The organism is Streptomyces sp. NPDC050856 (genome assembly GCF_040653855.1).
Classification (GTDB): domain Bacteria; phylum Actinomycetota; class Actinomycetes; order Streptomycetales; family Streptomycetaceae; genus Streptomyces.
Genome location: NZ_JBFAGV010000004.1, coordinates 120,696 through 146,485, shown reverse-complemented (window position 1 = coordinate 146,485; position 25,790 = coordinate 120,696). Strand labels below are relative to the sequence as shown.

The window sequence follows — 25,790 nt, the reverse complement described above, 5'->3', positions numbered from 1 at the left end:
CAGGTCGCGGGTTCCCGGGCGCATCGCTGTTACACCTGTGACGGACGGGGCTGGACCGGGCCGGGACCGCCCCGTCCCGGCCACCGCCGACCGCGCCCGGTCACGCGGTGAAGCGTCCGGTGTGCCGGATCTCCGGGTGGTCGGTGGTCACCCCGTCCACCTCCAGCGCCCGCGCCAGCCGCAGCTGCTGCTGGGTGTTGACCACCCAGGCGATGACCCCCAGTCCCGCCGCGCGGGCCCGCTCGGTGGTCTCCAGGGTGAGCCGGCGGATGTTCAGCGCGAGGCCGGCGGCGCCCACGGCCAGCGCCCGGTCGGTGATGTCGGGACCCCAGCGGCCGGCGATGAGCACCGTGCGCACCCCCGGCACCAGCCGGCGGATCTCCGCGACCGCCTCGTCGTGGAACGAGGACACCTCCACCCGCCCCACCGCGTCCCGCCGGCGCAGCACCTCGGCCAGCGCGCGGGCGGCGGCCACGTCCTTGATCTCGGCCTGCAACGGCGTGGCGACGGCGTCCATGACCTCCTCCAGGACGGGCACCCGCTCACCGTGCCCGGCGTCCAGCTGCCGCAGCTCGGCCAGGGTCATCTCGGCGATCGCGCCGGTGCCGTCGGTGGTGCGGTCCACCAGCGGGTCGTGCATGACGACCAGGGCGCCCTCCTTGCTCAGGTGCAGGTCCAGCTCGACGGCGTCCATCCCGGCGCGCTCGGCGCTACGGAAGGAGCGCAGGGTGTTCTCGGGCTCGACGCCCATCACCCCGCGGTGGCCGATGGTGAGAAAACTCAAGGTCTGCTCGCTTCCGTCGACGGCGGCTGCGCGCGCGGCGCCGGGCCACGCGGCACGGCCGCAGCTTAGCGACCGGCCCGCCCCGGGTAGCGGATGCGAGCGCCGCCGCCACGCGCGGCAGGAAAAACAGCGGTGACCAAGGGGTGCGGCAGGATAATTTCTTCCGGCTGCACTTGTGGCGAAGAACCGCCCATAGATACGGTGCCTTAACGCGAGGTTCTCCCGTGGAGGAAGTGTGATGACGGAAATTCTTGTGCAGGACGTTGCCGGTGGGGACATAGCCACCGGAGCCAGGGTGATCGACCACCCGGCCTGGCCCGAGCTCAAGAACGCCGTGGAGGAGCTGCGCGGCTGGCAGTCCGCGGACGGCTCGATCGACTTCACGGCCGACCGCGCCCCCTCCCACGCGGCCGTCGAGGCCACTGTCGACCGGATCGTCACCGCGGTCGAGCGGCTCTCCCCGCTGCTCCCGCACGACACCGCGTACCACCGCGCGCTCGTCGCCGACCTGCGCAAGTGGGCCGACAGCGCCTTCGCCGTGCCGGACTTCCTCGACTCGCTGCTGGCCTTCCAGCCCGCCGCCGAGCGGATCGACGGCCTCCAGCACCTGGTGCTGTTCCCCATGTACACGCAGAACGGCAACCCCGACCGCAACTTCGAGGCGGTCGTGCTGCGGATGGTCTGGCCGGAGTGGCTCGCCGAACTGGAGCGCACCCGCTACGACAACCCGCTGTTCTGCGGCATCACCTTCGAGGACTTCACCGCCGGTTACGACACCAACTCGGCCGTCCTCTTCCCCGAGACCATCGCCGTCCGGCAGGCTCCCGAGCGGTTCACCTGGGGCGGCATCTTCTGCGACCGTGAGGCGGCCCGTTTCCGCCGGGTCACCGAGGAGGCCGTGCGCGTCCTCGGGCTGGAGCTGCCCGCGGACATCCAGGACATGATCGGGGACCAGGAGCGCTGCGAGCAGGCGTTCGTCCTCTGGGACATGGTCCACGACCGCACCCACAGCCACGGCGACCTGCCCTTCGACCCCTTCATGATCAAGCAGCGCCAGCCGTTCTGGATGTACGGGCTGGAGGAGCTGCGCTGCGACCTCACCGCCTTCAAGGAGGCCGTGAAGCTCGACGCGGAGGGCAACCGGCACGGCCGTGACGTCCAGTACGCCGTGCTCTTCGACCGGATGTTCCGCTTCCCGGTGACCGGCGACCGGGTCCGCAACTACGACGGCCTGGGCGGTCAGCTGCTCTTCGCGTACCTCCACAAGCACGACGTGGTGCGCTGGACCGACAACACCCTGCAGATCGACTGGGACCGCGCGCCGCAGGTCACCAACCAGCTCTGCGCGGAGATCGAGAAGCTCTACCGCGACGGCATCGACCGCCCCAAGCTGGTCCACTGGTTCGCGGCCTACGACCTGGTCTCCACCTACCTCGCTCCGCACCCCGGCTCCCGCTGGGCCAAGGGCCCCGACGCCCTGGACCTCACGCAGCCGCCGCGCAAACTCGTGGACGACGTGCTCCCGGACGAGTTCCCGCTCAGCATGTTCTACGAGGCGCTCGCCAAGAAGCTGAAGAACGTGATCGCCTCCACCAAGGGCATCACCGCGGAGACGGCCGACCGGACCGCCGCGTGAACGAGCGGAAGCAGCAGGAGGCGATGACCATGAACGGCAATGGCAACGGCACGCTCGAAGGCGCCGTGATCGCGGTGGCCGGAGCCGCCGGACCGGCGGGCCGCGCGGCCCTGCTGCGGCTCGCCGAGGCCGGGGCGACCGTCGTCGGCTCGGACGCGGACCCGGAGCGCCTGGCCGAGGCGGTGGACGCCGCGCGGTACGCGCACGGCGGCGCGACCGTCATCGGCGACACCGTGGACCTCCTGGACCTCGCGGCCACCCGCGAGTGGGCGGACCGGACCGAGAAGGAGTTCGGCCGGATCGACGGAGTGGTCCACCTGGTCGGCGGCTGGCGCGGCAGCGCCACCTTCGCCCAGACCGACCTGGCCGACTGGACGCTGCTGGAAAAGCTCCTGATCCGCACCGTCCAGCACACCTCGCTCGCCTTCCACGACGGACTGCTGCGCAGCGACCGCGGCCGTTTCGTCCTGGTCAGCGCGGCCGGCGCCACTAAGCCCACGGCCGGGAACGCCGCCTACGCCGCCGCCAAGGCGGCCGCCGAGGCGTGGACGCTCGCGCTCGGTGACGCCTTCCGCAAGGCGGGGGGCGAGGACGGGCCGAAGACCGCGGCTGCGATCCTGGTGATCAAGGCACTGGTGCACGACGCGATGCGCGCCGAGCGCCCGAATGCGAAGTTCGCGGGCTTCACGGACGTCAAGGACCTGGCCGATGCCATCGCCGGCGTCTGGGACCGGCCCGCCCCGGAAGTGAATGGACAGCGTCTGTGGCTGACCCCCAAGCCGTGACCCCGTCGCCGGCGTCGAGGACCGACGCGCGGCGCCACCACGACCCGTCGGTGCGCGGGTTCGCCAGTGACAACTACGCCGGCGCCCACCCCGAGATACTCGCGGCCCTCGCCCTCGCCAACGGCGGCCACCAGGTCGCCTACGGCGAGGACGAGTACACCGAGCACCTCCAGCGGGTCATGCACAGCCACTTCGGCCCGACCGCCGAGGCCTTCCCGGTCTTCAACGGCACCGGTGCCAACGTCACCGCGCTCCAGGCGCTCACCGACCGGTGGGGCGCGGTGATCTGCGCCGAGTCGGCGCACATCAACGTGGACGAGTGCGGTGCGCCCGAGCGCATGGGCGGGCTGAAACTGCTGACCGTACCGACCCCGGACGGCAAGCTGACGCCCGAGCTCATCGACCGGCAGGCGTACGGCTGGGACGACGAGCACCGCGCCATGCCGCAGGTCGTCTCCATCACCCAGAACACCGAACTGGGCACCGTCTACACCCCCGAGGAGATCCGCGCGATCGTGGACCACGCCCACGGCCTGGGCATGAAGGTCCACCTCGACGGCGCCCGGCTGGCCAACGCCGCCGCCTCGCTGAACGTGCCGATGCGGACGTTCACCAACGCGGTGGGGGTGGACGTCCTGTCGTACGGCGGCACCAAGAACGGCATGCTCTTCGGCGAGGCCGTGGTGGTCCTCAACCCGGACGCGGTCAGCCACCTCAAGCACCTGCGCAAGATGTCCATGCAGCTGGCCTCCAAGATGCGGTTCGTGTCCGTGCAGCTGGAGGCGCTGCTCACCCGGGACCTGTGGCTGCGCAACGCCCGGCACGCCAACGCGATGGCCCAGCGCCTCGCGGAGGGAGTGCGCGCGGTGGACGGGGTGGAGATCCTCCACCCCGTCCAGGCCAACGCCGTCTTCGCGCGGCTGCCGCACGAGGTGACCCGCCGGCTGCAGGAGCGCTTCCGCTTCTACTTCTGGGACGAGGCGGCCGGAGACGTGCGCTGGATGTGCGCCTTCGACACCACCGAGGAGGACGTCGACACGTTCCTCCAGGCGCTGAAGGAAGAGATGGCCCGCTAGCCGGGTGCGCGTGACCCGCGGTGGCCGGCCGGATCCGATTCCGGCCGGCCACCGGCGCGTGCGGGGGAGCCGTGCCGTACCGGCCCGGCGGCACCGCGTCCGGGAGTGCGGCCCCCGTCGGGCGGGGGCCCGGCCGGTTCCTCAGCCCGCCTCGCGGACCTGGGCCGGGGTCGGCGCGGTACCGCCCAGGTGCGCCGGCACCCACCAGGTGTCGGCCGCGTCCTTCGGCCGTACCGGATAGGCGCGCTGCGCCGCCTCCAGCAGGTCCTGCACCCGCTCGCGCAGCCGGCGCGTGATCGCGCCCGCGTACTGGTCGGCGGGCGCCTCCACCGGCTCGCCGACCCGGATCGTCACGGGGGTGTGGCTGCGCCGGAAGTTGCGCGGGCGGCCCTTGGTCCACAGCCGCTGGGTGCCCCACAGCGCCATCGGGACCAGCGGCACGCCGGCCTCCTGGGCGAGGCGCGCGGCGCCCGACTTGAAGCTCTTGAGCGTGAAGGACTGCGAGATGGTCGCCTCGGGGAAGACACCGATGATCTCGCCGGACCGCAGCGAGTCCAGAGCGTGGTGGTAGGCCGTCTCACCCTGCTCGCGGTCGACCGGGATGTGCTTCATACCGCGCATCAGCGGCCCCGAGATCCGGTGCCGGAACACCGAGTCCTTGGCCATGAAGCGGACCAGGCGCTTCTGGGGCCGCGCGGCCAGCCCGGAGAAGATGAAGTCCAGATAGCTGATGTGGTTGCTGACCAGTACCGCTCCGCCGCTGCGCGGGATGTTCTCCGAACCCTGGATGTCGATCTTGAGGTCGAGCGCCTTGAACATGGTCAGGGCGGCGCCGATGACCGGCCGATAGACGAGTTCTGCCATCTGGGGAAGGCCCTTCTTCTGTGCCTGGGGAGGGTTCTCCCGGCGTGAAGTTACGCAGCCGTAGGTATCCGGCTTTGGGGCGATCGTGCCCCATGTGCGCCGGACAAACCAGTCCCGGCACCTCCGGCCGTCGGAGATTCTCATCACGTCGTGGCCGCTCAGGGCCGTTCCGGGGAATCAACCGGGGCTTTCGCGGCGCTGAGATCCGCGGGTGGCCGGATCCGTACGGGGCACCCGGTCCCTGCCGGAGATCCCGGCGGGCGGCGGTGTCGTCCGCCGACGACGACACGGGAGGCGGCAGCGGTGGCCGAGGAAGTGGCGGTGCTCGGGCCGGACCGGCTCGGCGCGGAGCTGGGGGAGCGGGCCACGCTCGTGCAGTTCTCCAGCGCCTTCTGCCAGCCGTGCCGGGCGACCCGGCGGACCCTGGCCCGTGTCGCGGGGCTCGTCGACGGCGTCGCCCATGTCGAGATCGACGCCGAGGAGCACCTGGCCCTGGTGCGCGAACTCGGCATCGTCCGCACGCCCACCGTGCTGGTGCTGGACCGCGCCGGGCGGGTGGTGCGAAGAGCCGCCGGGCAGCCCCGTACCGCCGACGTCGTCGCCGCGCTGGGCCACGCCCTGTGACGGGGTGACGCACCTCCCACATCCCCGGACGCCCTTGACGGCGCCCGCCGCTGATCGTCAGGCTGACGCCGTGCCCCAGGAACCCCTTCTCCACGGGCGGGCCCGCGTGAACCCGGCCCGCGACGCGAACGCGCGCTGTACGGGTGCCTGAACCCCCACGGCCCCGCCCCGAGCGCGTCCAGCGCCCCTCGAAGAAGGACAGTCCCATGACGGCCGCCCCCGACCTCGGCACTCCCCGGCTCGCCGGCCCCGACCTGCTCCGCTCCGTCTTCCGGCGGCACGCGGCGGGCGTCGCGGTCGTCACGGCCCGGGGGGACGGCCCCGTCGGTTTCACCGCCACCTCCCTCAGCTCGGTGGCCGCCGAGCCCCCGCTGGTCTCGTTCGGCGTCGGCACGGCTTCTTCCAGCTGGCCGGTCATCGCCGAGGCCGAGCACGTCGGCGTCCACGTGCTCGGCGAGCACCAGCGGGAGCTGGCCGACACCTTCGCCCGCAGCGGCGCCGACCGGTTCGGGGCGCCGACCCGGTGGCGCACCGGCCCGCAGGGCGTGCCCGTGCTCGACGGTGTGCTGGCCTGGCTGGTGTGCCGGGTGGTGGCCCGGGTACCGGCCGGGGACCACCGCATCGTCGTCGCGCAGGCGGTGGCCGGCGACCCGGACGGAACGGGGCGGCCGCTGCTCTACCACGAGGGGCGGTTCACCGCTCTGCGCGACTGAGAGATGCTGGTCACTGAGCGTTGGGAAGGTCACAGTTCACAGTGCTTGCCTACCGGGAAGGCACTGGGTGTACTGACGAGTAATATGCGTGCGGGGCGTCCGCCGCCCCGAGCGGAAACCGCCCCTTATGGCGCCTATGCTGCGTGCAACAAGGCAGCCCAGTAATGACGATGCAGTAGGAGAGCCGGCGTGAGCTTGAGGATCGTTGTCTGTGTGAAGTACGTGCCCGACGCCACCGGCGACCGGCACTTCGCCGATGACCTGACCGTCGACCGCGACGACGTCGACGGCCTGCTGTCGGAGCTGGACGAGTACGCGGTGGAGCAGGCGCTCCAGATCGCCGACGGGGCGGACGACGCGGAGATCACCGTGCTCACCGTCGGTCCCGAGGACGCCAAGGACGCGCTGCGCAAGGCGCTGTCCATGGGCGCCGACAAGGCCGTCCACGTCGAGGACGACGACCTGCACGGCACCGACGTCATGGGCACGTCCCTGGTGCTCGCCAAGGCGATCGAGAAGACCGGTTACGACCTGGTCATCTGCGGCATGGCGTCCACCGACGGCACCATGGGCGTCCTGCCGGCGATCCTCGCCGAGCGCCTGGGCGTCCCGCAGGTCACCCTGCTCTCCGAGGTGTCGGTCGAGGGCGGCACGGTCAAGGGCCGCCGTGACGGCGACACCGCGTCCGAGCAGCTGGAGGCGTCCCTGCCGGCCGTCGTGTCCGTGACGGACCAGTCGGGCGAGGCCCGTTACCCGTCCTTCAAGGGCATCATGGCCGCCAAGAAGAAGCCGGTGGAGTCCCTGGACCTGGACGACCTGGACATCGACGCCGACGAGGTCGGTCTCGAGGGCGCCTGGACCAAGGTCGACTCGGCGGCGGAGCGCCCGGCCCGTACGGCCGGCACCATCGTCAAGGACGAGGGCGAGGGCGGCAAGCAGCTGGCCGAGTTCCTCGCGAGCCAGAAGTTCATCTAGGGCTCGCGCAGAGCCACCGACCGCCCCCCAGTTTCTTCGCATTCGCAGGAGAGCAATCCCATGGCTGAAGTTCTCGTCTACGTCGACCACGTGGACGGTTCCGTCCGCAAGCCCACCCTTGAGCTGCTCACCCTGGCCCGCCGCATCGGCGAGCCGGTCGCCGTCGCGCTCGGCCCCGGCGCCGAGGCCACCGCCGCCACGCTCGCCGAGCACGGCGCCGCCCGGGTGCTGACCGCCGACTCCGCCGAGTTCGCCGACTACCTCGTCGTACCGAAGGTGGACGCCCTCCAGGCCGCCCTGGAGGCGGTGTCCGCCGGCGGCTCCCCGGCCGCCGTGCTCTTCCCGTCCTCCGCCGAGAGCAAGGAGATCGCGGCCCGCCTGGCGGTCCGTATCGGCTCCGGCATCATCACCGACGCCATCGACCTGGAGGCCGGTGACGAGGGCCCGGTGGCCACGCAGTCCGTGTTCGCCGCCTCCTACACGACCAAGTCCCGGGTCTCCAAGGGCACCCCGGTCATCACGGTCAAGCCGAACTCGGCCCCCGTGGAGGCCGCCCCGGCCGCGGGCGCCGTCGAGGCCCTGTCGGTCTCCTTCTCCGAGAAGGCCACCGGCACCAAGGTCGTCTCCCGCACCCCGCGCGAGTCCACCGGCCGCCCCGAGCTGACCGAGGCCGCGATCGTGGTCTCCGGTGGCCGTGGTGTCAACGGCGCCGAGAACTTCTCGCTGATCGAGGCGCTCGCCGACTCGCTCGGTGCCGCCGTCGGCGCCTCGCGCGCCGCCGTCGACGCCGGCTGGTACCCGCACACCAACCAGGTCGGCCAGACCGGCAAGTCGGTCTCGCCGACCCTGTACATCGCGGCGGGCATCTCCGGCGCGATCCAGCACCGCGCGGGTATGCAGACCTCGAAGACCATCGTGGCGATCAACAAGGACGCCGAGGCCCCGATCTTCGACCTGGTCGACTACGGCGTGGTCGGCGACCTGTTCCAGGTCGTCCCGCAGCTCACCGAGGAGGTCCAGTCCCGCAAGGGCTGACCTGCGACGTCTGTACGGTCCGGGGCCGCGTGGCATTGTCGCCGCGCGGCCCCCGGCCGTTTCGAACCACCATTGACGCAAGGAGAGCCCGCCGACTAACTTCGCCATACGGATTAGTGATTCCGGAAAGCGGAAACATCGGCGTATGGAGGGTGTGGGCATGGGTCAGCAGGAGAAGGTGGCGACGAGCCTGGCCGGAGCGGTCAGCGAGGGCATCAGCGCCTCCCTCGCCCCGGTGGACGCCGAGCTCGCCCGCCGCTACCCGGGCGACCCCGGCACCCGGCAGCCGGTGCACACCGTCTACGTACCCGGCGACGTCTTCGACGCCGGCACCGTCCGCTCCTGGGGTGACCAGGCCCTGCGGGCCCTCGACGAGCACGCCCCCGACGCCGCCTCCTTCGCCGCCGTCCTGGGACTGCCGGACGAGCTGGCCGAACCGGTCCACGCCCGGGTGCGCGCCAAGCTGGAGCAGGAGCCCGTCGAGGACCTGCGCGTCGACTTCGAGGACGGCTACGGCGGCCGGACGGACGCCGACGAGGACGCGCACGCCGCCCGCGCGGCCCGCCTGGTCCGGGAGGCGTACGGGAACGGCACCGCCACCCCCTACATGGGCATCCGGATGAAGTGCATGGAAGCCGCCGTCCGCGACCGCGGCATCCGCACCCTGGACATCTTCCTCACCGGCCTGATGGAGGCCGGCGGCCTGCCCGACGGCCTGGTCCTCACCCTCCCGAAGGTCACCTACGCCGAGCAGGTCACCGCCATGGCGCGCCTCCTGGAGGAGTTCGAGAAGGCACGCGGCCTGGAGCCGGGCCGGATCGGCTTCGAAATCCAGATCGAGACCAGCCAGGCCATCCTCGGCCCCGACGGCACGGCCACCGTCGCCCGGATGATCGACGCCGCCGGCGGCCGCGCCACCGGCCTGCACTACGGCACCTTCGACTACAGCGCCTGCCTCGGCGTCTCCGCCGCCCACCAGGCCAGCGACCACCCGGCGGCCGACCACGCCAAGGCGGTCATGCAGGTCGCCGCCGCCGGCACCGGCGTACGGGTCTCGGACGGCTCCACCAACGTCCTGCCGGTCGGCGGCACCGAGAAGGTCCACGACGCCTGGCGGCTCCACTACGGCCTCACCCGGCGCGCCCTGGCCCGCGCCTACTACCAGGGTTGGGACATGCACCCGGGCCACCTGCCCACCCGGTACGCCGCCGTCTTCGCCTTCTACCGCGAGGGCTACCGGCAGGCCGCCGCCCGGCTGTCCGCCTACGCCGGCCGCGCGGGCGGCGACGTCATGGACGAGCCCGCCACCGCCAAGGCGCTCAGCTCCTACCTGCTGCGCGGCATCGACTGCGGAGCCCTGGACGCCGACGAGGTGGCCGGCCTGACCGGGCTGACCCGGGAAGGTCTCGACGGCTTCGCCGCACCGCGCCGGGGCGATCTCACGGCCACCGCCGGATAGGGCCCCGGCGACCGCCGACGGGGCCGTCACTCCCGCCCGTACCCTGATGCCACCATCGATCGTGAACAGAGGGACGGGGCAGCGGTGTCTTCGGGGGAGAACGAACTGATCGCCGGGCGCTACCGGGTGGTCCGCCAACTGGGGCGGGGCGGCATGGGCGTGGTGTGGCGCGCCGTGGACGAGGTGCTGGGCCGCGAGGTGGCGGTCAAGGAGCTCCGCACCTACACCGACTCCTCCGGGCACGAACTGGCCGATCTGCGGCTGCGGATGCAGCGCGAGGCGCGGGCCGCCGCCCGGGTGCGCCACAGCGGCGTCGTCTCCGTCCACGACGTCACCGAGCACGAGGGCCGGCCCGTCATCGTGATGGAGCTGATCGACGGGCCCTCCCTGGACGACGTCCTGAGCGACCGCGGCGTGCTGGACCCGCGCGAGGCGGCCGCTGTCGGCGCCAAGGTGCTGGAGGCGCTGGACGCCGCCCACGCGGTCGGCGTGCTGCACCGCGACGTCAAGCCCGGCAACGTCCTGCTGGACCGGGGCGGACGCGTCGTCCTCACCGACTTCGGCATCGCCGCGATGGACGACCCGGGCGACGGCTCCACCACCCACCTCACGCGCAGCGGCGAACTGGTGGGCTCGCTCGACTACCTGGCCCCCGAGCGGGCGCAGGGACACGACCCGGGACCCGCCTCCGACATCTGGGCGCTGGGCGCCACCCTGTACGCGGCGGTGGAGGGCTCGTCGCCCTTCCGCCGTACCTCGACCTGGTCGACGCTGACCGCGATCGTCGGCGAGCCGCTGCCCGAACCCCGCCGCGCGGGGCCGCTCGCCCCGGTGCTCCAGCGGCTGATGCACAAGGACCCGGCCCGGCGCCCGGACGCGGCGACGGCGGCGCGGCTGCTGACGGCGGTGGCGCAGGGGCGGGAGCCCGCTCCCACGGGTCCGGCGCCGTACGTGCCGACCGAGCGGAACGTCCTGCCGCACCAGCCCCAGGGCTTCGGCCCGGCCCCGGTGGTACCGACCCCGGCGGCCCCCGCCCCCGCCGCCGTGCCCGCTCCGGCCGCGGCGGCTCCCGGCCCGTCCGGCACCCGGGGGACGCGGGCCCCCGCCCCGGCGCCCCGCCGGGCCGGTGCCGGGTCCCGGCCCCGGTCACGGGCGCTGGTCGCGGCGGCGACCGCCGCGGTGCTGCTGGCCGGGGGAGGGGTGACGTACGCGCTCATGGACCGTGAGGCGCCCGCGACCGGCCGGGAGTCGGCCGGCGGCCGGCCCGGACCGTCATCGGTGGCCGACGCCTCCGGGCCCGGCGCCGAGCAGGACCCCGGCCGGGTCCTCACCCCCGGGAGCGGGCCGTCCGCCTCCGCCGCGGCGCCGGACGCGACCCCCGCCGAACCGGCCGCGGGAAGGTCCACGGCCGCAGCCGGGAAGCCCTCCCCGTCCGGCACCGGTGCCGGCGGCAGGAAGGCGGCCCCCGGGGGCACCGAGCCCGGCGGCACCGAGCCCGGCGGAACGGCCACGTCCGGCGGCTCGGCGGCGACCGGTGGCGCCGGCGAACCGGCCCCGGCACCCGCGTGCCACTCCACCGGCGGCGGCAAGCACGACTGCCAGGTCTGGCGCACCGCGAAGTCCCACCGGGCCGACGGCGCCGAGGCCGGAGTGCTCAACGCGGGCACCAACTACTTCTACTGCCAGGCGAACCTGGGCCGCCGGGAGACCCATGGCGAGTGGACCAACGTCTGGTGGGCCAGGACCGACGACGACAGCGGCAACACCGGCGTCTACGTCAGCGTGGTCTACATCCGGGGCGGCGACAACGACCGGCCGGTGCCGGGCCTTCCCACCTGCTGAACGCCGGTCAGGCGGACGGCGGGATCTCACCCGAGCCGCGCGGGACGAGCGCCGTCTCCAGCACCACCCGCGTGGGGGCGCCCTCCTGGCCCTCCAGGCGGCCAAAGAGCCGCTGCGCCGCCGTGCGGCCCAGCGCGGCGGCGTCCTGCGCGACGACCGTGATGCCCAGCAGGTCGGCCAGCTCGATGTCGTCGAAACCGACCAGCGCCACCGGCCGTTCATGGGCCGCCAGGGCCCGCACCACCGTCACCGTCACCCGGTTGTTGCCGGTGAAGATCGCGGTCACCGGCAGGTCGCCGGTGAGCATCCCGGTCACCGCCCGCCGCACCCGCGCGGGCTCGGTCGAGCCCAGCGACACCCAGGCGCCCTCCACGGCGAGACCCGCGTCCTCCATCGCCGCGCGGTAGCCGTTCAACCGTTCCACGGCGGTGTGGATGCGCGGCTGGTCGCCGATGAAGCCGATCCTGCGGTGGCCGTGGGCGATCAGGTGGGCGACGCCCGCCCGGGCACCGCCGAAACTGTCGGAGAGCACCGTGTCCGCCTCGATCCGCCCGGCCGGCCGGTCCACGAACACCGTGGCGACGCCCGCCTCGATCTCCGGTTCCAGGTAGCGGTGGTCGGCGCCGGCGGGAATGACGATGAGCCCGTCCACCCGGCGGGCGCACAGGGCGAGGACCAGTTCCTGCTCGCGGTCGGGGTCCTCGGCGCTGGAGCCGTTGATCAGGAGCGCGCCGTGTGCCCTGGCGACCTCCTCGACAGCGCGGCTGAGCGGGCCGTAGAACGGGTCGGCCAGGTCCTCCAGGACCAGGCCGATGGAGGCGGTGCGGCCCTTGCGCAGTACGCGGGCGCTGTCGTTGCGCCGGAAGCCCAGGGCCTCGATGGCCTCCTGGACGCGGCGCTCGGTGTCCGGGGTCACGCCCGGTTCGCCGTTGACCACGCGGGAGACGGTCTTGAGCCCGACCCCCGCCCGCGCGGCCACGTCCTTCATGGTGGGCCGATTGCCGTAGCGGTGATCGGGGCGGCGGGCGGTCTCGGCCACGTGCGTTGTCCTGTCCTCGTCCGGAGCGGGGGATGGCGTGCGGGGGTACCGCGTCGAGCATAGGGCCTGGACAACGTTGTCAGGGGCGTGGAGACTGGACCGGGCCCATCTGGAATCCGCAGGTCCGCAGTCACTCACGGGGGATCCGACACCGATGCATTCCGACCTCGTCGCCGCGCTCGACATCGGCGGCACCAAGATCGCCGGCGCGCTGGTGGACGGCAGCGGGAGGATTTTGCTGCGGGCCCAGGGCCCCACACCGGCCGGGGAGGACGGCGAGACGGTGATGGACGCCGTGGAGGCCGTCCTCGCCCGGCTCACCGCCTCACCGCTGTGGGCCGGGGCCGGGGCCGTCGGCATCGGCAGCGCGGGCCCGGTCGACGCGGCGGCCGGTACGGTCAGCCCGGTCAACATCCCCGGCTGGCGCGGCTACCCCCTGGTGGAACGGGTGCGCCGGGCGAGCGGCGGCCTGCCCGTGGCACTGGTCGGGGACGGTGTGGCCATGACGGCCGCCGAACACTGGCTCGGCGCCGCCCGCGGCCACGACAACGCGCTGTGCCTGGTGGTCTCCACCGGCGTCGGCGGCGGCCTCGTGCTGGGCGGCCGGCCGCACACCGGGCCGACCGGCAACGCCGGCCACATCGGTCACATCAGCGTGGACCTGGACGGCGACCCGTGCCCGTGCGGGTCACGCGGCTGCGTCGAACGGCTCGCCAGCGGGCCCAACATCGCCCGGCGCGCCCTGGAGGGCGGCTGGACGCCGGGGCCAGGGGGCGACACCACGGCCGCCGCGGTGGCCGCCGCGGCGCGCGCCGGCGACCGGGTCGCCACGGCCTCCTTCGAACGCGCCGCCCGGGCGCTGGCGGCCGGGATCGCCGCCACCGCCACCCTGGTCGAGATCGACATCGCCGTGATCGGCGGGGGAGTGGCGGGCGCCGGTGACGTGCTGTTCGTCCCGCTGCGCCGCGCCCTGCGCGACTACGCCACGCTCTCCTTCGTACGCCGCCTGACGGTGGCCCCCGCCCTCACCGGCACGGACGCGGGCCTGCTGGGCGCGGCGGCCGCCGCCCTCGCGGGCAGGCCGGTGGAGGCGCCGGCGGGCATCGGCGGCTGACCGGCCCGGCCGGCCCCGCCTGTCCCGGTGCGCCCGCCTGTGGCCGGTACGGGGACGGGCCGTCCGGGACGGGGTGCCGGGCGGGGCGCGCACCGGGGCGATGCTGTCTTCCGGACCGCTGCACGCTCCCGCTGCGGTGCTGCGGTGCTGCGGTGCTGCGGTGCTGCGGTGCTGCGGTGCTGCGGTGCTGCGGTGCTGTGGTGCTGTGGTGCTGTGGTGCTGCGGTCGGGGCCCGTGCGGGTCGTGCCGACGGTTGTGGTGGTGGCGCAGTTCCGCACCGCGCTGACCCCTGCTGCTGGTGGCCCCTGCGGACGCCGAGATCATCCGCGCGATCACCCAGTGGTTGCTCGGCTCGGTCGTCTCAGCGGGCTGGGACGCGGTGCCGGTCCGCGCGGTGGCGACGGTTGTGGGGCCGGCGGTGGTCCGGCTGCACTCGGTGGCTCCGGACGGCATGGCGTTCGGAGCGGGCAGGGCCGCCGGCGCGGTCGGGGACGCCACCGGCCGGGCCGTCGCGGCGGCCCCGGCCCGGGCCGGGCTCACCGGGCCGGGCTCACCGGGCGGCGGCCCGGCCGTGGAAGGTCCTGCCGGGCGGGGAGCGCCAACGCGCCCGCAACGCGCGGGCGCCGGACCGGCGGCCCAGGTGCGCTGCTGGACGAGCCGGCCAACCACCTCGGCGTCACACACCAGTGGGAGCTCCGGGGGGCTGCCGTCCGGCACCGACCGGACCGTGCCGGTCGCCCCGCACGACCTGTCGCCGGCCGCCCGGGTCCGCGACCGGCTGCTCCTCATGGACCAGGGGCGCCCGGTCGCCGCCGGTACCCCGAGGAGGTCCGGAGCCCCGACCGGCTCGCCGCGGTCTTCCAGGTGGACGCCGAGGTGGGCCGGGACGGTCTCGGCAGCCTGGTGGTCCCCACCGGGGCACAGCACCCGGGGCGACGGCGATCTCATGGCGAGCGCCCCGCCGTCACCGTACGAGAAGAGGAAGGGGTTCTCATGGACACCACCGGCACCGGAACCGCCGTCACCCGGAACCCGACCACCGCGGACACCGGCACCACAACCGCCGGCCCGGTCCCGGCGGACGCGGACACAGCCACGGCCACCGGCAGCGCGGCCACAAGCGGCCCCGCCGGGGCCGCGCTGCTGGTGCGGCTGCCGCCGGCCCTCCCCGCCGCGCGGACCGTCGAACTCGACCGGCCCGGGGCCCGCCCGGCCGTACCCGGTGCCGGCGCCGTCCGCGTCGGCACCGGGTACGCCTCCTGCCACCACGGCGAACTCCTGCAGGGCGTCTTCCTCGACGAACGGGGCCGGCACCGCGCCGGACTGGTCACCCTGCCGATGAGCGGCCCGGGCACGCGCGCCGAGTTCGTCCGCCGCCCGGACGCCCCGCCCGGGGAGCTCTCGGTGACGCCCGCCGACCGCACCAAGGCGCTCCGCGCCGCGGCTCTCGCCGCGCGGGAGTGCGCCGTACAGCGCGGGGAGCCCGCCTGCGGCGGGGAGCTGCGGCTCACCGGCGACATTCCGGTGGGGCTGGGGATGGGCTCCTCCACCAGTGATGTCATCGCGGCCGTACGGGCGGTCGCCGACGCCTGCGGCCTGCGCCTGACGCCGGAGACGGTCGCCCGCCTGGCGGTGCGCGCCGAACTCGCCTCCGACCCGCTGATGCTCGACGGCCGGCCGCTGCTGTTCGCCCAGCGGGAAGGGCGCGTCCTGGAGGTCCTGGGCGACGCGCTGCCCCCGCTCGTCGTCGTGGGCTGCGCACTGGGCGGCGGCGAGCCCGTCGACACCCTCGCCCTGCCCGTCCGCGCCCACAGCGACGACGACGTGCACGCCTACGAACGGCTGCGGTCCCTGCTGCGCAGGGCGGTCGCCGAGGCCGACCCGGTGCTGCTCGGCCAGGTCAGCACCGAGAGCGCCCGGCGCGGCCAGCGCGTGCTGCGCCACGCGGAGTTCGGCGCCCTGCTGGACGTCGCGGGACGCGCGGAAGCGGTGGGCGTGCAGATCGCGCACAGCGGGGCGGTGGCCGGACTGCTCTTCGACGCGGTGCGCCCCGGGCTCGCGCACCGGGTGGGGCGCTGTGTACGGCACCTGGCGGCCGAAGGCATCCCGGTCACCCGGACCTTCACGACCTTCACCACGACCGCGGAGACGCCGGATGGGCCGGCACAGCAACGGAGGGGATCGGCCGCCCGGACCTGATACGTCCCGACGGACGGCTCAAGTGCCTGCGCTGTGAGACCGTGCATCGGCCCGCTGCGGCGGCGCGCGGTCTTCGCGGGGCCGTCCACCGGCGCGGCCCGCGTCAGCGCCGGTGGGAACGCGGCCTCGATCCCCGGTGCCCGGTGGTGTTCGTCGCCGCCGGCACCGGCCACCGGTACGCGCACACCGTCTTCGCCCGGCACGCGGAGGCCGCGCCGGTCGAGGACCTGGCGCCCCGCACCGTGGCGCCCCGGGCGGAACTCGCCCTGCCCGGGCACGATGAGCCGCAACCGCGCGGCGGCGCCCGCTCCCGCCGTCGCCGCGCGGACCGCGTTCCCGGCCTCCGGTCCCGCCGCGTCCCCGCCCGTGGCGGACGGCGCGGGCGGGGTCCGGGCGACGTACCCGGTGGGCGCGCGTTGTCAGTGGACGGCCGCCTCCGCCATCGCCGGCTCCGCCACGACCACCAGGAACGCGTCGGACTCCAGGTCCATCACCACCTGGGCGGGTGTGCCCTCGTCCCGGCACGCCCGCGCGAACTCCTCGGCCGGCCAACTGCCCCACGGGCCACCCGCGGGGAACTTTTCCAGCACCGTGCGCAACATTTTCCGCACCCCCTGTTCATCGCCCGTTCCAACGAGGCGTGTGCCCGCCATGACACGGCTCACGCAGGCATCTCGTACTACCGGAAGCGGCGCGGGGTGCCGTGGCCGGTGTGCAACGCCCCGGCCACAGTTGGATACCCGGTCGGCCACCCGGCTCCGGGGGAGGGTTTCCGTGGCAGGGTGTTGCGGGCAAGCCACTGGGGGCTACGGAGGAGGGGGAACCGTGATCGTCTGGGTCAACGGTGCGTTCGGTGCGGGCAAGACCAGCGCCGCACGCGAACTGATCGAGCTGATCCCGAACAGCACCTTGTACGACCCCGAACTGGTCGGCCACGGACTGCGCCACCTGCTGCCGCAGAAGCGGCTCGCCGAAGTGAGCGACTACCAGGACCTGCCGAGCTGGCGGCGCCTGGTGGTGGACACCGCGGCGGCTCTGCTGGCCGAGGTGGGGGGAGTGCTGGTGGTGCCGATGACACTGCTCAGACAGGAGTACCGCGATGAGATCTTCGGCGGGCTCGCGGCCCGCCGCATCACCGTACGGCACATGGTGCTGACACCCGAGGAAACGATCCTGCGCCAACGGATCGCGGACCGCGTGGAGTACGAGGACGACCGGGAGGCCGACGAGCGGATCCGTCAGTGGGCGTACGACCACATCGAGCCCTACCGCGCGGCGCTCGGCGGCTGGCTGGCCGCCGACGCGTACGCCGTGGACAACGGGCACCTCACCCCGGCCGGGACCGCGCGGGCCATCGCCGACGCGGTGCGTGGCGGTACGGCCGGGGTGTGCCGGATCGTGCAGACACCGGAGCCGACCGGCGAGACACTGGCCGCGGGCGTGCTCCTCTTCGACGAGCAGGACCGGGTACTGCTGGTCGACCCCACCTACAAGCCCGGCTGGGAGTTCCCCGGCGGAGTGGTCGAGCGGGGCGAGCCCCCGGCCCGCGCCGGGATGCGGGAGGTGGCCGAGGAGATAGGCGTCGAACTGGCCGCGATCCCCAGGCTCCTGCTCGTGGACTGGGAACCGCCCCGTCCGCCGGGCTACGGCGGCCTGCGGCTGCTCTTCGACGGCGGCCGGCTCACCGGCGCGCAGGCCGGGCGGGTCCTGCTGCCCGGCCCGGAACTGCGCGGCTGGCGATTCGTCACCGAGGAGGAGGCCTCCGGCATGCTGCCCCCGGTCCGCTACGAACGGCTCCGCTGGGCCCTGCGCGCCCGTGAACGCGGCACCGTCCTCAACCTGGAGGCCGGCGTCCCGGTCGGCTGACGCGCACCGGGCGGTACCGCGGGCACGGCGGCATCGCCGCCACGGCGGATGCCCGGGCCCACCGGAGCACGGCCGCACCACCGGGAGCGCCGCCGGCCCACCCGGCCGCGCTCCCACGCCGCCGGCCCGGAACCACCCGCCACCACCCGATCCGCGCGGCCGGTGCCGGTGGGCCCGCCGGAGCCCCCGGCGGGCGGCGGCCCCGGCCGCCCGGGCCGCCCGCCGCCGGTGGGCGGTCACCGGCGTCCGGAACCCAGCGCCGCCCCGAGCCGAGTCCACGGGAGCGCGAACGTACGCTCCCGCGCCCGCCCGCCGTGGCCCACCGTGCCGAGGGGTGAACTCGGCTGCCGGCTCAACCCCGCTTGGACCGCGCGTAGTTCAGCAGGAAGTGCGCCTCGGCCACCGACATCCGCTCCAGCTCGCGCGGCGACACGCTCTCGTTCACCGCGTGGATCCGCGCCTCCGGCTCGCTCAGCCCGATCAGCAGGATCTCGGTGTCCGGGTAGAGCGCGGAAAGGGTGTTGCAGAGCGGGATCGAGCCCCCCATGCCGGCCGCCTGCATCTCCTGGCCCGGGTAGGCGACCCGCATCGCCTCGGCCATCGAGGTGTACGCCGGGCTCGTGACGTCCGCCAGGAACGGCTGACCCTGTCCCACCTGCTCCACCGACACCCGCGCGCCCCACGGCGTGTGGGCCTCCAGATGCGCCGTCAGCAGCTTGGTCGCCTCGGCCGCGTCCTGCCCCGGGGGCACCCGCAGGCTGATCTGGGCGCGGGCGGTGGCCTGCACGGACGGAGTGGCGCCCACCACCGGCGGGCAGTCGATGCCGATCACGGTGACGGCCGGGCGCGCCCAGAGCCGGTCGGAGACCGTGCCGCCGCCGATCAGCTCCACCCCGTCGAGGACCTCGGCGTCCCGGCGGAAGTCCTCCTCCGGGTACCCCAGCCCCTGCCAGCGGCCCTCCGCCTCCAGCCCGTCCACGGTCGTCGAACCGTCCTCGGCGCGCAGCGAGTCCAGTACGCGGATGAGCGCCGCCAGCGCGTCGGGCGCGGCCCCGCCGAACAGCCCCGAGTGCAGGTTTCCCGCCAGCGTGTCCACCTGGACGCGCAGCATTGTCATCCCGCGCAGCGACGCGGTGACGGTGGGCAGCCCCACCCGGAAGTTCCCCGCGTCACCGATCACGATGGCGTCCGCCGCCAGCAGGCCGGGGTGCGCCTCCGCGTACCGCTCCAGCCCGCCGGTGCCCTGCTCCTCCGAGCCCTCCACGATCACCTTGACGCCCACGGGCACCCCGCCGTTCGCCTTCAGGGCGCGCAGCGCCAGCAGGTGCATGATGAACCCGCCCTTGCAGTCGGCGGCCCCGCGCCCGTACCAGCGCCCGTCCTCCCGCTCGGTCAGCTCGAAGGGAGGGGTGTCCCAGCCGGCCAGGTCCAGCGGCGGCTGGACGTCGTAGTGGGCGTACAGCAGGACGGTCGGCGAGCCCTGCGGGCCGGGCAGGAAGCCGTAGACGGACTGCGAACCGTCCGGCGTGTCCAGCACGGCCACGTCCTGGAAGTCCTCGGCGCGCAGCGCGTCCGCCACCCAGGCCGCCGCGGCCCGGCACTCGCTCGGCGGGAACTGCTCGGGATCCGCCACCGACCGGAACGCCACCAGTTCCGCGAGCTCGTCCTTGGCGCGGGGCAGCAGGGACGCGACGGTGCGGGCGATCGGCTGGTCGGCGGTGGCGGTCATGGCACGCTCCTGGTGGGTGCGGACGTCGGTACGGGCGCCGCGTGCCGTGGCACGGCGAACGCGCGTCCGATCCTCCCACAGCGGGTCGAGGCGGCCCGCGCCGTAGGATGCGGTGAGGAGCATGACCAGGGTCGGGATCAGGAGCAGAAGCACATCGTGAGCAGCGAGAACGCAGACGCCGGGAACGAGTACTCCGCGCCGGTGTGGGATGTCGTGGTGGTCGGCGCGGGGCCGGCCGGAGCGTCCGCGGCCCATGCGGCGGCCGTCGCGGGCCGCCGGGTGCTGCTCCTGGAGAAGGCGGAGCTGCCCCGGTACAAGACCTGCGGCGGCGGCATCATCGGCCCCTCGCGCGACACCCTGCCCCCCGGCTTCGAACTGCCGCTGCGCGACCGGGTGCACGCCGTCACCTTCTCGCTCAACGGCCGGTTCACCCGTACCCGCCGCTCGCGGCGGATGCTCTTCGGCCTGGTCGACCGGTCGGAGTTCGACGCCGGACTGGTCGAGCACGCCCAGAAGGCGGGCGCCGAACTGCGTACCGGCGTGACGGTCTCCCGGGTCGAACAGCACGGCTCGGCCGTGCCCGACCGGCGTACCGTCGCGGTCGTCCTGGCCGACGGCGAGACGGTGCTCGCGCGGGCGGTCGTCGGCGCGGACGGCAGCGCCGGCCGGATAGGGGCCCACGTCGGTGTCGAGCTCGACCAGGTCGACCTGGGGCTGGAGGCCGAGATCCCGGTCCCGGCGACGGTGGCCGAGGACTGGGCCGGGCGGGTGCTCATCGACTGGGGGCCACTGCCCGGCAGCTACGGGTGGGTCTTCCCCAAGGGCGACACGCTGACCGTGGGCGTGATCTCCGCGCGCGGCGACGGCGCCGCGACCAAGCGCTACCTGGAGGACTTCATCGCCCGGCAGGGCCTGGCCGGGTTCGAGCCGGCCATCTCGTCCGGCCACCTCACCCGGTGCCGCAGCGACGACTCGCCGCTCTCCCGGGGCCGGGTACTGGTCTGCGGGGACGCCGCCGGGCTGCTGGAGCCCTGGACCCGTGAGGGCATCTCCTACGCGCTGCGGTCCGGACGGCTGGCGGGGGAGTGGGCGGTGCGGATCGCCGAGGCGCACGACGCCGTGGACGCCCGCCGCCAGGCCCTGAACTACGCCTTCGCCATCAAGGCCGGGCTGGGCGCCGAGATGGCGGTCGGCCGGCGGATGCTGACGCTGTTCCAGAGCCGTCCCGGCCTGCTGCACACGGCGCTGACCGGGTTCGGCCCGGCCTGGCGCGCGTTCGCGGACATCACACGGGGCGCGACCAGCCTGGCCGGCCTCGTCCGTACGCACCCGATGGCCCGCCGCGCCCTGGACGCCCTGGACCGCCGCGGGTGACGGCCCGCACCGGCGCCCCCGCGAGCGCCGCCCACCCGCGCCCCGGGGCCCGGGGTGCCGGGTGATCGCCGAGTGTCACCGGCACGCGGTCCCGCCCGGCTGCGCCTCGGGTCCGGTGGACCCCGCCCGGCCGGTCGCGGCTGCGGGGGGCCCGGACGCGGCGCGGTCCGAGCCGGTCACCGGCCCCGGCGTACCGGAGAAGCCCCACAGCACCTCGACCACACGGGCCACGAAAGCCAGACAGCCGGCCACGCCCGCCGCGACGAGCAGTGCCCGCCCGGCGGCGCCTCCCACGCCGAGCAGCAGCACCGGCGCCCCGATCAGGCAGAACACCCCCGCCGCCAGAAAAGCCGCCGTGACCAGCGCGTAGCCGATCTCGACGGTGATCGCGTCCCGCTGTGCCTGCCCCCGAGTCCCCATGGGGCCAGTGTCACAAGCGCGGGGCCGGGCGGGCAAGGACGCCCGCCCGGCTCCCACCGCGCAACCCGGGGCGCCGCGCCCGGCCGGCCGCGGCCCGCCAGGCCGCTCAGGCGGTTCTCGCCAGGCCCAGCAGGACGCGCCCCCGTTCGTTGATGAGGTCGACGTCGGCGACCGGCTGCAACTCGGCATCGAAGAACCGCAGCATCTTCCGCGTCTCGACGAAGGAGATGCCGAGCTCGACCTGGAAGGCCATCACCAGTCGCAGAGGTGTCGGCCGGTGCGGGCCCCGGTGGAGGAAATGGTCCATCACTTCCATGAATGTCGCACCACGGCGGACCAGTTCACGCACATCGGTTTCCTCGGGCACTGCCACTCCCTTTCCGGTGCCGCCACAACGGCGGCTCTACGCTCTCGGTCGATGCCCCCGTCGCGCAACAGGGCCGTGCCTGACGGCGGTTCCCACCCGACGCGCCCCGGCCGCCCGTCCGGCGGGTTCCGCCGGGCCGTTGCCGCCGCCCGGGGAGGCCGCCGGGCGGTCCGGCAGGGTGGTGGGAACAGACTAGCCAGCGGAAGGGCGCCACCGCCGGGCCGGGCGCGCGGCCCGCCGGGCCGGGCCCCGGGTGGCGTGCCGGTCAACGGCCCCGGTCCCGCCCGGCGGGGAGCGCGCCCGTCCGGCCGGCCGCCGCCGGGGCGTCACGTACGGCGTATCCGATCAGCGCCGCGCCTCCGGCCAGTCCCGCCACCGTCGTCAGCGCCACCGGCAACGAGAACCAGTCGGCCAGGAAGCCGATCGAGGGCGGGCCCAGCAGCATGCCCCCGTAGCCCAGCGTCGACGCGGCCGCCACGCCGGCCGGGCCGGCCAGCGCGCCCGCCCTGGCCACCGCGACGGGGAAGATGTTGGCCAGCCCCAGGCCGGTCACCGCGAAGCCGAGCAGCGCGAGCCACACGGTCGGCGCGAGCGCGCCGAGCAGCATGCCCACGGCGGCGGTCGCGCCGCCCGCCACCAGCGTCCGCGTCTGACCGAGCCGTTCCAGCAGCGCCGTACCGGACAGTCGTCCGACGGTCATGGTCAGCGCGAACAGCGCGTACCCGGCCGCCGCGACGCCGGGGCGGGCGTGCAGGTCGGTTTCGAGATGGAGCGCGCCCCAGTCGGCCAGCGCTCCCTCGCCGTACGCCGTGCACAGCGCGATCGCGCCGAAGACGGTGACGAGCCGGCGGGAGCGGCCGTCCATACGGCCGGCGGGCGGCTTCTCGCGGGGCGCGGACTCCGGCGGCGGGGGTACCGGGTGGCGCAGCAGCACGGGACCGGCGGCAGCCGTCAGCAGCAGTCCCACGGCCGTGAGGCCGAGCAGGTGCCAAGTGGGGGAGAGGTGTCCGGCGACCAGGCCGCCCAGGCCCGCGCCGATCATCCCGCCGAGGCTGAACGCGGCGTGGAAGCCGGGCATCGCGGGGCGGCGCAGGGCCGCGACCAGGTCGACGGCGGCGCTGTTCATCGCCACGTTGATGCCGCCGTACGCGGTGCCGAAGACCAGCAGGACCAGGCCCAGCGCGAGCGCCGAACGGGTCAGCGGCGGCAGCGCGATGCTCAGCGCCAGCAGCACCCCCGCGGCGACCGTCACCGGGCGGCTGCCGAACCGGCGGCACAGGCGGCCGGTGAGCGTCATCGTGACGACGGCACCCGCCGAGACACCCAGCAGGGCGAGGCCCAGGTCGCTCGCGGAGGCTCCGGTCTGCTGCTTGATCGCGGGGATGCGGACCACCCAGCCGGCGAACAGGAAGCCGTCCAGGGCGAAGAACACGGTCAGCGCGGTACGGAGGCGGGACAGGGAGCGGGCGGCGCTCACCGGGCCGGAGCCCACCGGGGAGGCCGTCCCTAGTTTGTTTAGTAGCGGCACAAAGTCAGCATAGGGGCCGCGCGGGCACGCTTCAACCAGGCCGGTCCCGGTGGCCCGGCCCGGCGACGGTCGCCGCGGACGTGGCCCCGCGAGGGGACGGGCCGGTCCGACGACCGCCCACCGGCCAGCCGGTGACCGCCGGGAACCGGGGTGGAGGGCCTGGGCCGGCCTGCCCGGACCGGACGGACCGGCCAGGAGCCGGGGGCCGGCGCGGGCCGGCCGGAGCGGAGGGCCAGGAGCCACGGGCCTGTCCCTCAGCGGCGGCTGTCCCGGCCGCCGGTGTCGGCGGCCACGCCGTCGACCCCCGGCACGGAGTCGGCCACGGACCGGTCGAGCGCGGCCCGCACCAGCGCGGCGGCCAGCGCCGGCAGTTCCGCCCGCCCGACCAGCGCGGCCAGCTCGCCGGGGTCGGCGGGCAGCCCCAGCCGCTCCGCGCCGTCGAGTGCCTTGCCGTCCAGGTACGGCGCGCAGTCCGGCCACACTCCCTGTACCTCGCGCAGGAAGATGGCCGCGCCCGCCGGGCCGATCCCCGGCACCTCCTGGAGCAGCGCGCCCACCGCGTCCGGGTCCCCGCCCGCCTTCTCGCGCAGCCGGCGCAGATCCCCGCCGTACCGGTCCAGTACCAGCTCCGCGGCCTTGCCGAGCTGGGTCGCGGTCCGCTCGTCGTACCGGCGGTAGCCGCCTTCACCCAGCGCGGCCACCCGCTGCCGCCAAGTGGCGTCCCGCATGCGCCGCGCGTCCCGCAACCCGGCGTCGAACAGGGCGCGCGCCGCCGCGACCGCCGTGGCGGCGCGGATCCGCGCGCTCAGCAGATGGGCCAGCACCAGCAACTGGTACAGCGGCTGCGGGGTGTCCCCGAGACGGATCGCGGCCTCCTCGGCGTACGTACGCCCGTGCCGGTCGAGCAGGGCCCGTACCGTCGCCCGGTGGCCGGAGCCTCCCATGGACCAACCTCCCGCGCCTTCGGCCCCACCGGCCCGTCACCCCGTCGGTCACGGCTCACGCGGCGGCCGTGTCCGCGCACGCAGCCCGCGGTACCCGCCCAGGACCGGACGAAACCGGACCAGAGCCCCCGGACCGCCTCCCGGCCCGCTGGATCATGGGAGACTCGCCCCCATGAACGGCAAGGCGACGACGACCCGGACACGGCTGGACAGAGGCCGCGGCGCACTCGGCCCCGCGCTGGAGCTGGTGCACACCGGCCGTGCGCCCACCCGCGCGGTGCTCACCGCCGAGCTCGGCGTCACCCGCGCCACCGCCGGGGCCGTCGCCGCCGAACTGGAAGCGCTCGGCCTCATCCGTGTCGACTCCCGCCCCGCGGCGTCGGCCGGTTCCCAGGGCCGCCCCTCGCACCGGCTCACCGTCGACGAGAACGGCCCCGTGGCCCTGGCCGCGCAGGTCCACGCGGACGGCTTCCGCGCCGCCCTGGTCGGCCTGGGCGGGCGCGTGGTGGCCACCGCGCCCGGCTGTGTGACCGTATCGGCCGACCCGGCCCAGGTCCTGGGCGCCGTGGTGGAGGCGGGCGCCCGGCTGCTGCGCGAGAGCGGACGCCGCTGCGTCGGCGCCGGGCTCGCCGTGCCGTCCGCGGTCGCCGAACCCGAGGGCACCGCGCTCAACCCGCTGCACGTCGCCTGGCCCGCCGGGGCCCCCGTCCGGGACATCTTCGCCGAGCAGGTGCGGGCCGCGGGCATCGACGGCCCCGCCTTCACGGGCAATGACGTGAACCTCGCGGCCCTCGCCGAACACCGCCACGGCGCCGGCCGGGGCGCCCAGCACCTGCTCTGCGTGGCCACCGGGCACCGGGGCGTCGGCGGCGCCCTCGTCCTCGACGGCCGTCTGCACAGCGGCAGCGCGGGGCTGGCCCTAGAGGTCGGCCACCTCACCGTCAACCCCGAGGGCCGCCCCTGCCATTGCGGCAGCCGGGGCTGCCTGGACGTCGAGGCCGACCCGCTGGCCTTCCTCACCGCCGCCGGCCGTGACCCCGGCCCCGAGGTGTCCCTGCTCCAGCAGGCCCGCGACCTGCTCCGCACCAGGGCCGACGACCCCGGCGTACGGGCGGCGACCGACGAACTGGTCGACCGCCTGGGCCTGGGCCTGGCCGGGCTGGTCAACATCCTCAACCCGGACCGGATCATCCTCGGCGGCCTGCACCGCGAGCTCCTCGCCGCCGCCCCGGAACGGCTGCGCGCGGTGGTCGCCGACCGCAGCCTGTGGGGCCGCAGTGGCGGCGTGCCGATCCTCGGCTGCACCCTGGACCACAACAGCCTGGCCGGAGCGGCCGAGTTGGCGTGGCAGCCGGTGCTGGACGACCCGCTCGCGGCACTCGGCCGGCCGGCCGCCTGAAAAGCGTTCGCCACACTG

23 protein-coding genes are annotated in these 25,790 nt (G+C 74.8%); 14 read left to right on the top strand and 9 right to left on the bottom strand.

All coding sequences use genetic code 11. The annotated features are described in order from the left end of the window. Positions 1-100 precede the first annotated feature (100 nt). On the bottom strand, positions 101-784 hold the full coding sequence (locus AB0H53_RS05465; RefSeq protein WP_362107564.1) for a glycerophosphodiester phosphodiesterase family protein: 684 nt from the start codon (positions 782-784) through the stop codon (positions 101-103). Positions 785-1,022: 238 nt separating this feature from the next. Between AB0H53_RS05465 and AB0H53_RS05460 the strand changes: the two genes are divergently transcribed. Genes AB0H53_RS05460 through AB0H53_RS05450 form a run of 3 tightly spaced genes read left to right on the top strand, consistent with a single transcriptional unit; the run spans position 1,023 to position 4,281 of the window. Next, positions 1,023-2,420 carry a DUF6421 family protein gene (locus tag AB0H53_RS05460; protein WP_362107561.1) on the top strand — a complete coding sequence of 466 codons (1,398 nt, stop codon included), beginning with the start codon at positions 1,023-1,025 and terminating at the stop codon, positions 2,418-2,420. Between the two features lie 29 nt (positions 2,421-2,449). Next, positions 2,450-3,205, top strand: coding sequence for an SDR family NAD(P)-dependent oxidoreductase (locus AB0H53_RS05455; RefSeq protein ID WP_362107990.1), 756 nt, complete (start codon positions 2,450-2,452; stop codon positions 3,203-3,205). After that, a complete protein-coding gene (locus AB0H53_RS05450) occupies positions 3,202-4,281 on the top strand; it encodes a low specificity L-threonine aldolase (RefSeq protein ID WP_362107987.1) in 1,080 nt (359 codons plus the stop codon). The genes AB0H53_RS05455 and AB0H53_RS05450 overlap by 4 nt, the downstream gene beginning before the upstream one ends. A 141-nt stretch (positions 4,282-4,422) precedes the next feature. Here the strand turns inward: AB0H53_RS05450 and AB0H53_RS05445 are convergent, their stop codons facing one another. After that, complete coding sequence (locus AB0H53_RS05445; protein WP_362107558.1) at positions 4,423-5,145, bottom strand: lysophospholipid acyltransferase family protein; 723 nt, start codon at positions 5,143-5,145, stop codon at positions 4,423-4,425. A 303-nt stretch (positions 5,146-5,448) separates the two neighbouring features. Between AB0H53_RS05445 and AB0H53_RS05440 the strand changes: the two genes are divergently transcribed. From AB0H53_RS05440 to AB0H53_RS05415, 6 genes are all read left to right on the top strand, one after another. Further along, positions 5,449-5,769, top strand: coding sequence for a thioredoxin family protein (locus AB0H53_RS05440; RefSeq protein ID WP_362107555.1), 321 nt, complete (start codon positions 5,449-5,451; stop codon positions 5,767-5,769). Positions 5,770-5,975: 206 nt separating this feature from the next. Next, positions 5,976-6,482, top strand: a complete 507-nt coding sequence (locus AB0H53_RS05435; RefSeq protein WP_362107552.1) for a flavin reductase family protein — start codon at positions 5,976-5,978, stop codon at positions 6,480-6,482. Positions 6,483-6,671: 189 nt separating this feature from the next. Beyond that, entirely contained in the window at positions 6,672-7,457 is a 786-nt protein-coding gene (locus AB0H53_RS05430; RefSeq protein ID WP_362107549.1) for an electron transfer flavoprotein subunit beta/FixA family protein, read from the top strand. Positions 7,458-7,517: 60 nt separating this feature from the next. Continuing rightward, positions 7,518-8,492, top strand: coding sequence for an electron transfer flavoprotein subunit alpha/FixB family protein (locus AB0H53_RS05425; RefSeq protein WP_362107546.1), 975 nt, complete (start codon positions 7,518-7,520; stop codon positions 8,490-8,492). Positions 8,493-8,652: 160 nt separating this feature from the next. After that, positions 8,653-9,951 carry an aldolase/citrate lyase family protein gene (locus AB0H53_RS05420; protein ID WP_362107543.1) on the top strand — a complete coding sequence of 433 codons (1,299 nt, stop codon included), beginning with the start codon at positions 8,653-8,655 and terminating at the stop codon, positions 9,949-9,951. A gap of 84 nt (positions 9,952-10,035) precedes the next feature. After that, positions 10,036-11,793: a serine/threonine-protein kinase gene (locus AB0H53_RS05415; protein WP_362107540.1), complete on the top strand. Its 1,758-nt coding sequence runs from the start codon at positions 10,036-10,038 to the stop codon at positions 11,791-11,793. A 7-nt stretch (positions 11,794-11,800) separates the two neighbouring features. Here the strand turns inward: AB0H53_RS05415 and AB0H53_RS05410 are convergent, their stop codons facing one another. Beyond that, on the bottom strand, positions 11,801-12,781 hold the full coding sequence (locus AB0H53_RS05410; protein WP_362107985.1) for a LacI family DNA-binding transcriptional regulator: 981 nt from the start codon (positions 12,779-12,781) through the stop codon (positions 11,801-11,803). Between the two features lie 205 nt (positions 12,782-12,986). On the opposite strand from AB0H53_RS05410, the gene AB0H53_RS05405 reads away from it, so the two are divergent. Continuing rightward, positions 12,987-13,946 (top strand): ROK family protein, encoded by a 960-nt coding sequence (locus AB0H53_RS05405; RefSeq protein ID WP_362107537.1) that lies wholly within the window; start codon positions 12,987-12,989, stop codon positions 13,944-13,946. A gap of 993 nt (positions 13,947-14,939) precedes the next feature. Further along, complete coding sequence (locus tag AB0H53_RS05400; protein WP_362107534.1) at positions 14,940-16,145, top strand: GHMP kinase; 1,206 nt, start codon at positions 14,940-14,942, stop codon at positions 16,143-16,145. Between the two features lie 419 nt (positions 16,146-16,564). Here AB0H53_RS05400 and AB0H53_RS05395 read toward each other — a convergent pair whose 3' ends face one another. Continuing rightward, positions 16,565-16,747 (bottom strand): hypothetical protein, encoded by a 183-nt coding sequence (locus AB0H53_RS05395; RefSeq protein ID WP_362107531.1) that lies wholly within the window; start codon positions 16,745-16,747, stop codon positions 16,565-16,567. Positions 16,748-16,970: 223 nt separating this feature from the next. Here AB0H53_RS05395 and AB0H53_RS05390 point away from each other — a divergent pair, with 223 nt between their 5' ends. Next, positions 16,971-18,011, top strand: coding sequence for an NUDIX domain-containing protein (locus tag AB0H53_RS05390; RefSeq protein WP_362107528.1), 1,041 nt, complete (start codon positions 16,971-16,973; stop codon positions 18,009-18,011). Between the two features lie 352 nt (positions 18,012-18,363). On the opposite strand, the gene AB0H53_RS05385 is transcribed toward AB0H53_RS05390, so the two are convergent. Next, on the bottom strand, positions 18,364-19,740 hold the full coding sequence (locus AB0H53_RS05385) for a dipeptidase (protein WP_362107982.1): 1,377 nt from the start codon (positions 19,738-19,740) through the stop codon (positions 18,364-18,366). Positions 19,741-19,896: 156 nt separating this feature from the next. Between AB0H53_RS05385 and AB0H53_RS05380 the strand changes: the two genes are divergently transcribed. Beyond that, on the top strand, positions 19,897-21,114 hold the full coding sequence (locus AB0H53_RS05380) for a geranylgeranyl reductase family protein (protein WP_362107525.1): 1,218 nt from the start codon (positions 19,897-19,899) through the stop codon (positions 21,112-21,114). Positions 21,115-21,189: 75 nt separating this feature from the next. Here AB0H53_RS05380 and AB0H53_RS05375 read toward each other — a convergent pair whose 3' ends face one another. From AB0H53_RS05375 to AB0H53_RS05360, 4 genes are all read right to left on the bottom strand, one after another. Further along, positions 21,190-21,534 carry a DUF6332 family protein gene (locus AB0H53_RS05375; RefSeq protein ID WP_362107522.1) on the bottom strand — a complete coding sequence of 115 codons (345 nt, stop codon included), beginning with the start codon at positions 21,532-21,534 and terminating at the stop codon, positions 21,190-21,192. Positions 21,535-21,640: 106 nt separating this feature from the next. Continuing rightward, entirely contained in the window at positions 21,641-21,901 is a 261-nt protein-coding gene (locus AB0H53_RS05370) for a hypothetical protein (RefSeq protein WP_362107519.1), read from the bottom strand. A gap of 265 nt (positions 21,902-22,166) precedes the next feature. Continuing rightward, positions 22,167-23,429, bottom strand: coding sequence for an MFS transporter (locus AB0H53_RS05365; protein WP_362107516.1), 1,263 nt, complete (start codon positions 23,427-23,429; stop codon positions 22,167-22,169). A gap of 254 nt (positions 23,430-23,683) precedes the next feature. After that, positions 23,684-24,373: an endonuclease gene (locus tag AB0H53_RS05360; protein WP_362107513.1), complete on the bottom strand. Its 690-nt coding sequence runs from the start codon at positions 24,371-24,373 to the stop codon at positions 23,684-23,686. Positions 24,374-24,545: 172 nt separating this feature from the next. Between AB0H53_RS05360 and AB0H53_RS05355 the strand changes: the two genes are divergently transcribed. Further along, a complete protein-coding gene (locus AB0H53_RS05355) occupies positions 24,546-25,772 on the top strand; it encodes an ROK family protein (protein ID WP_362107510.1) in 1,227 nt (408 codons plus the stop codon). The last annotated feature ends 18 nt before the right edge of the window (positions 25,773-25,790 follow it).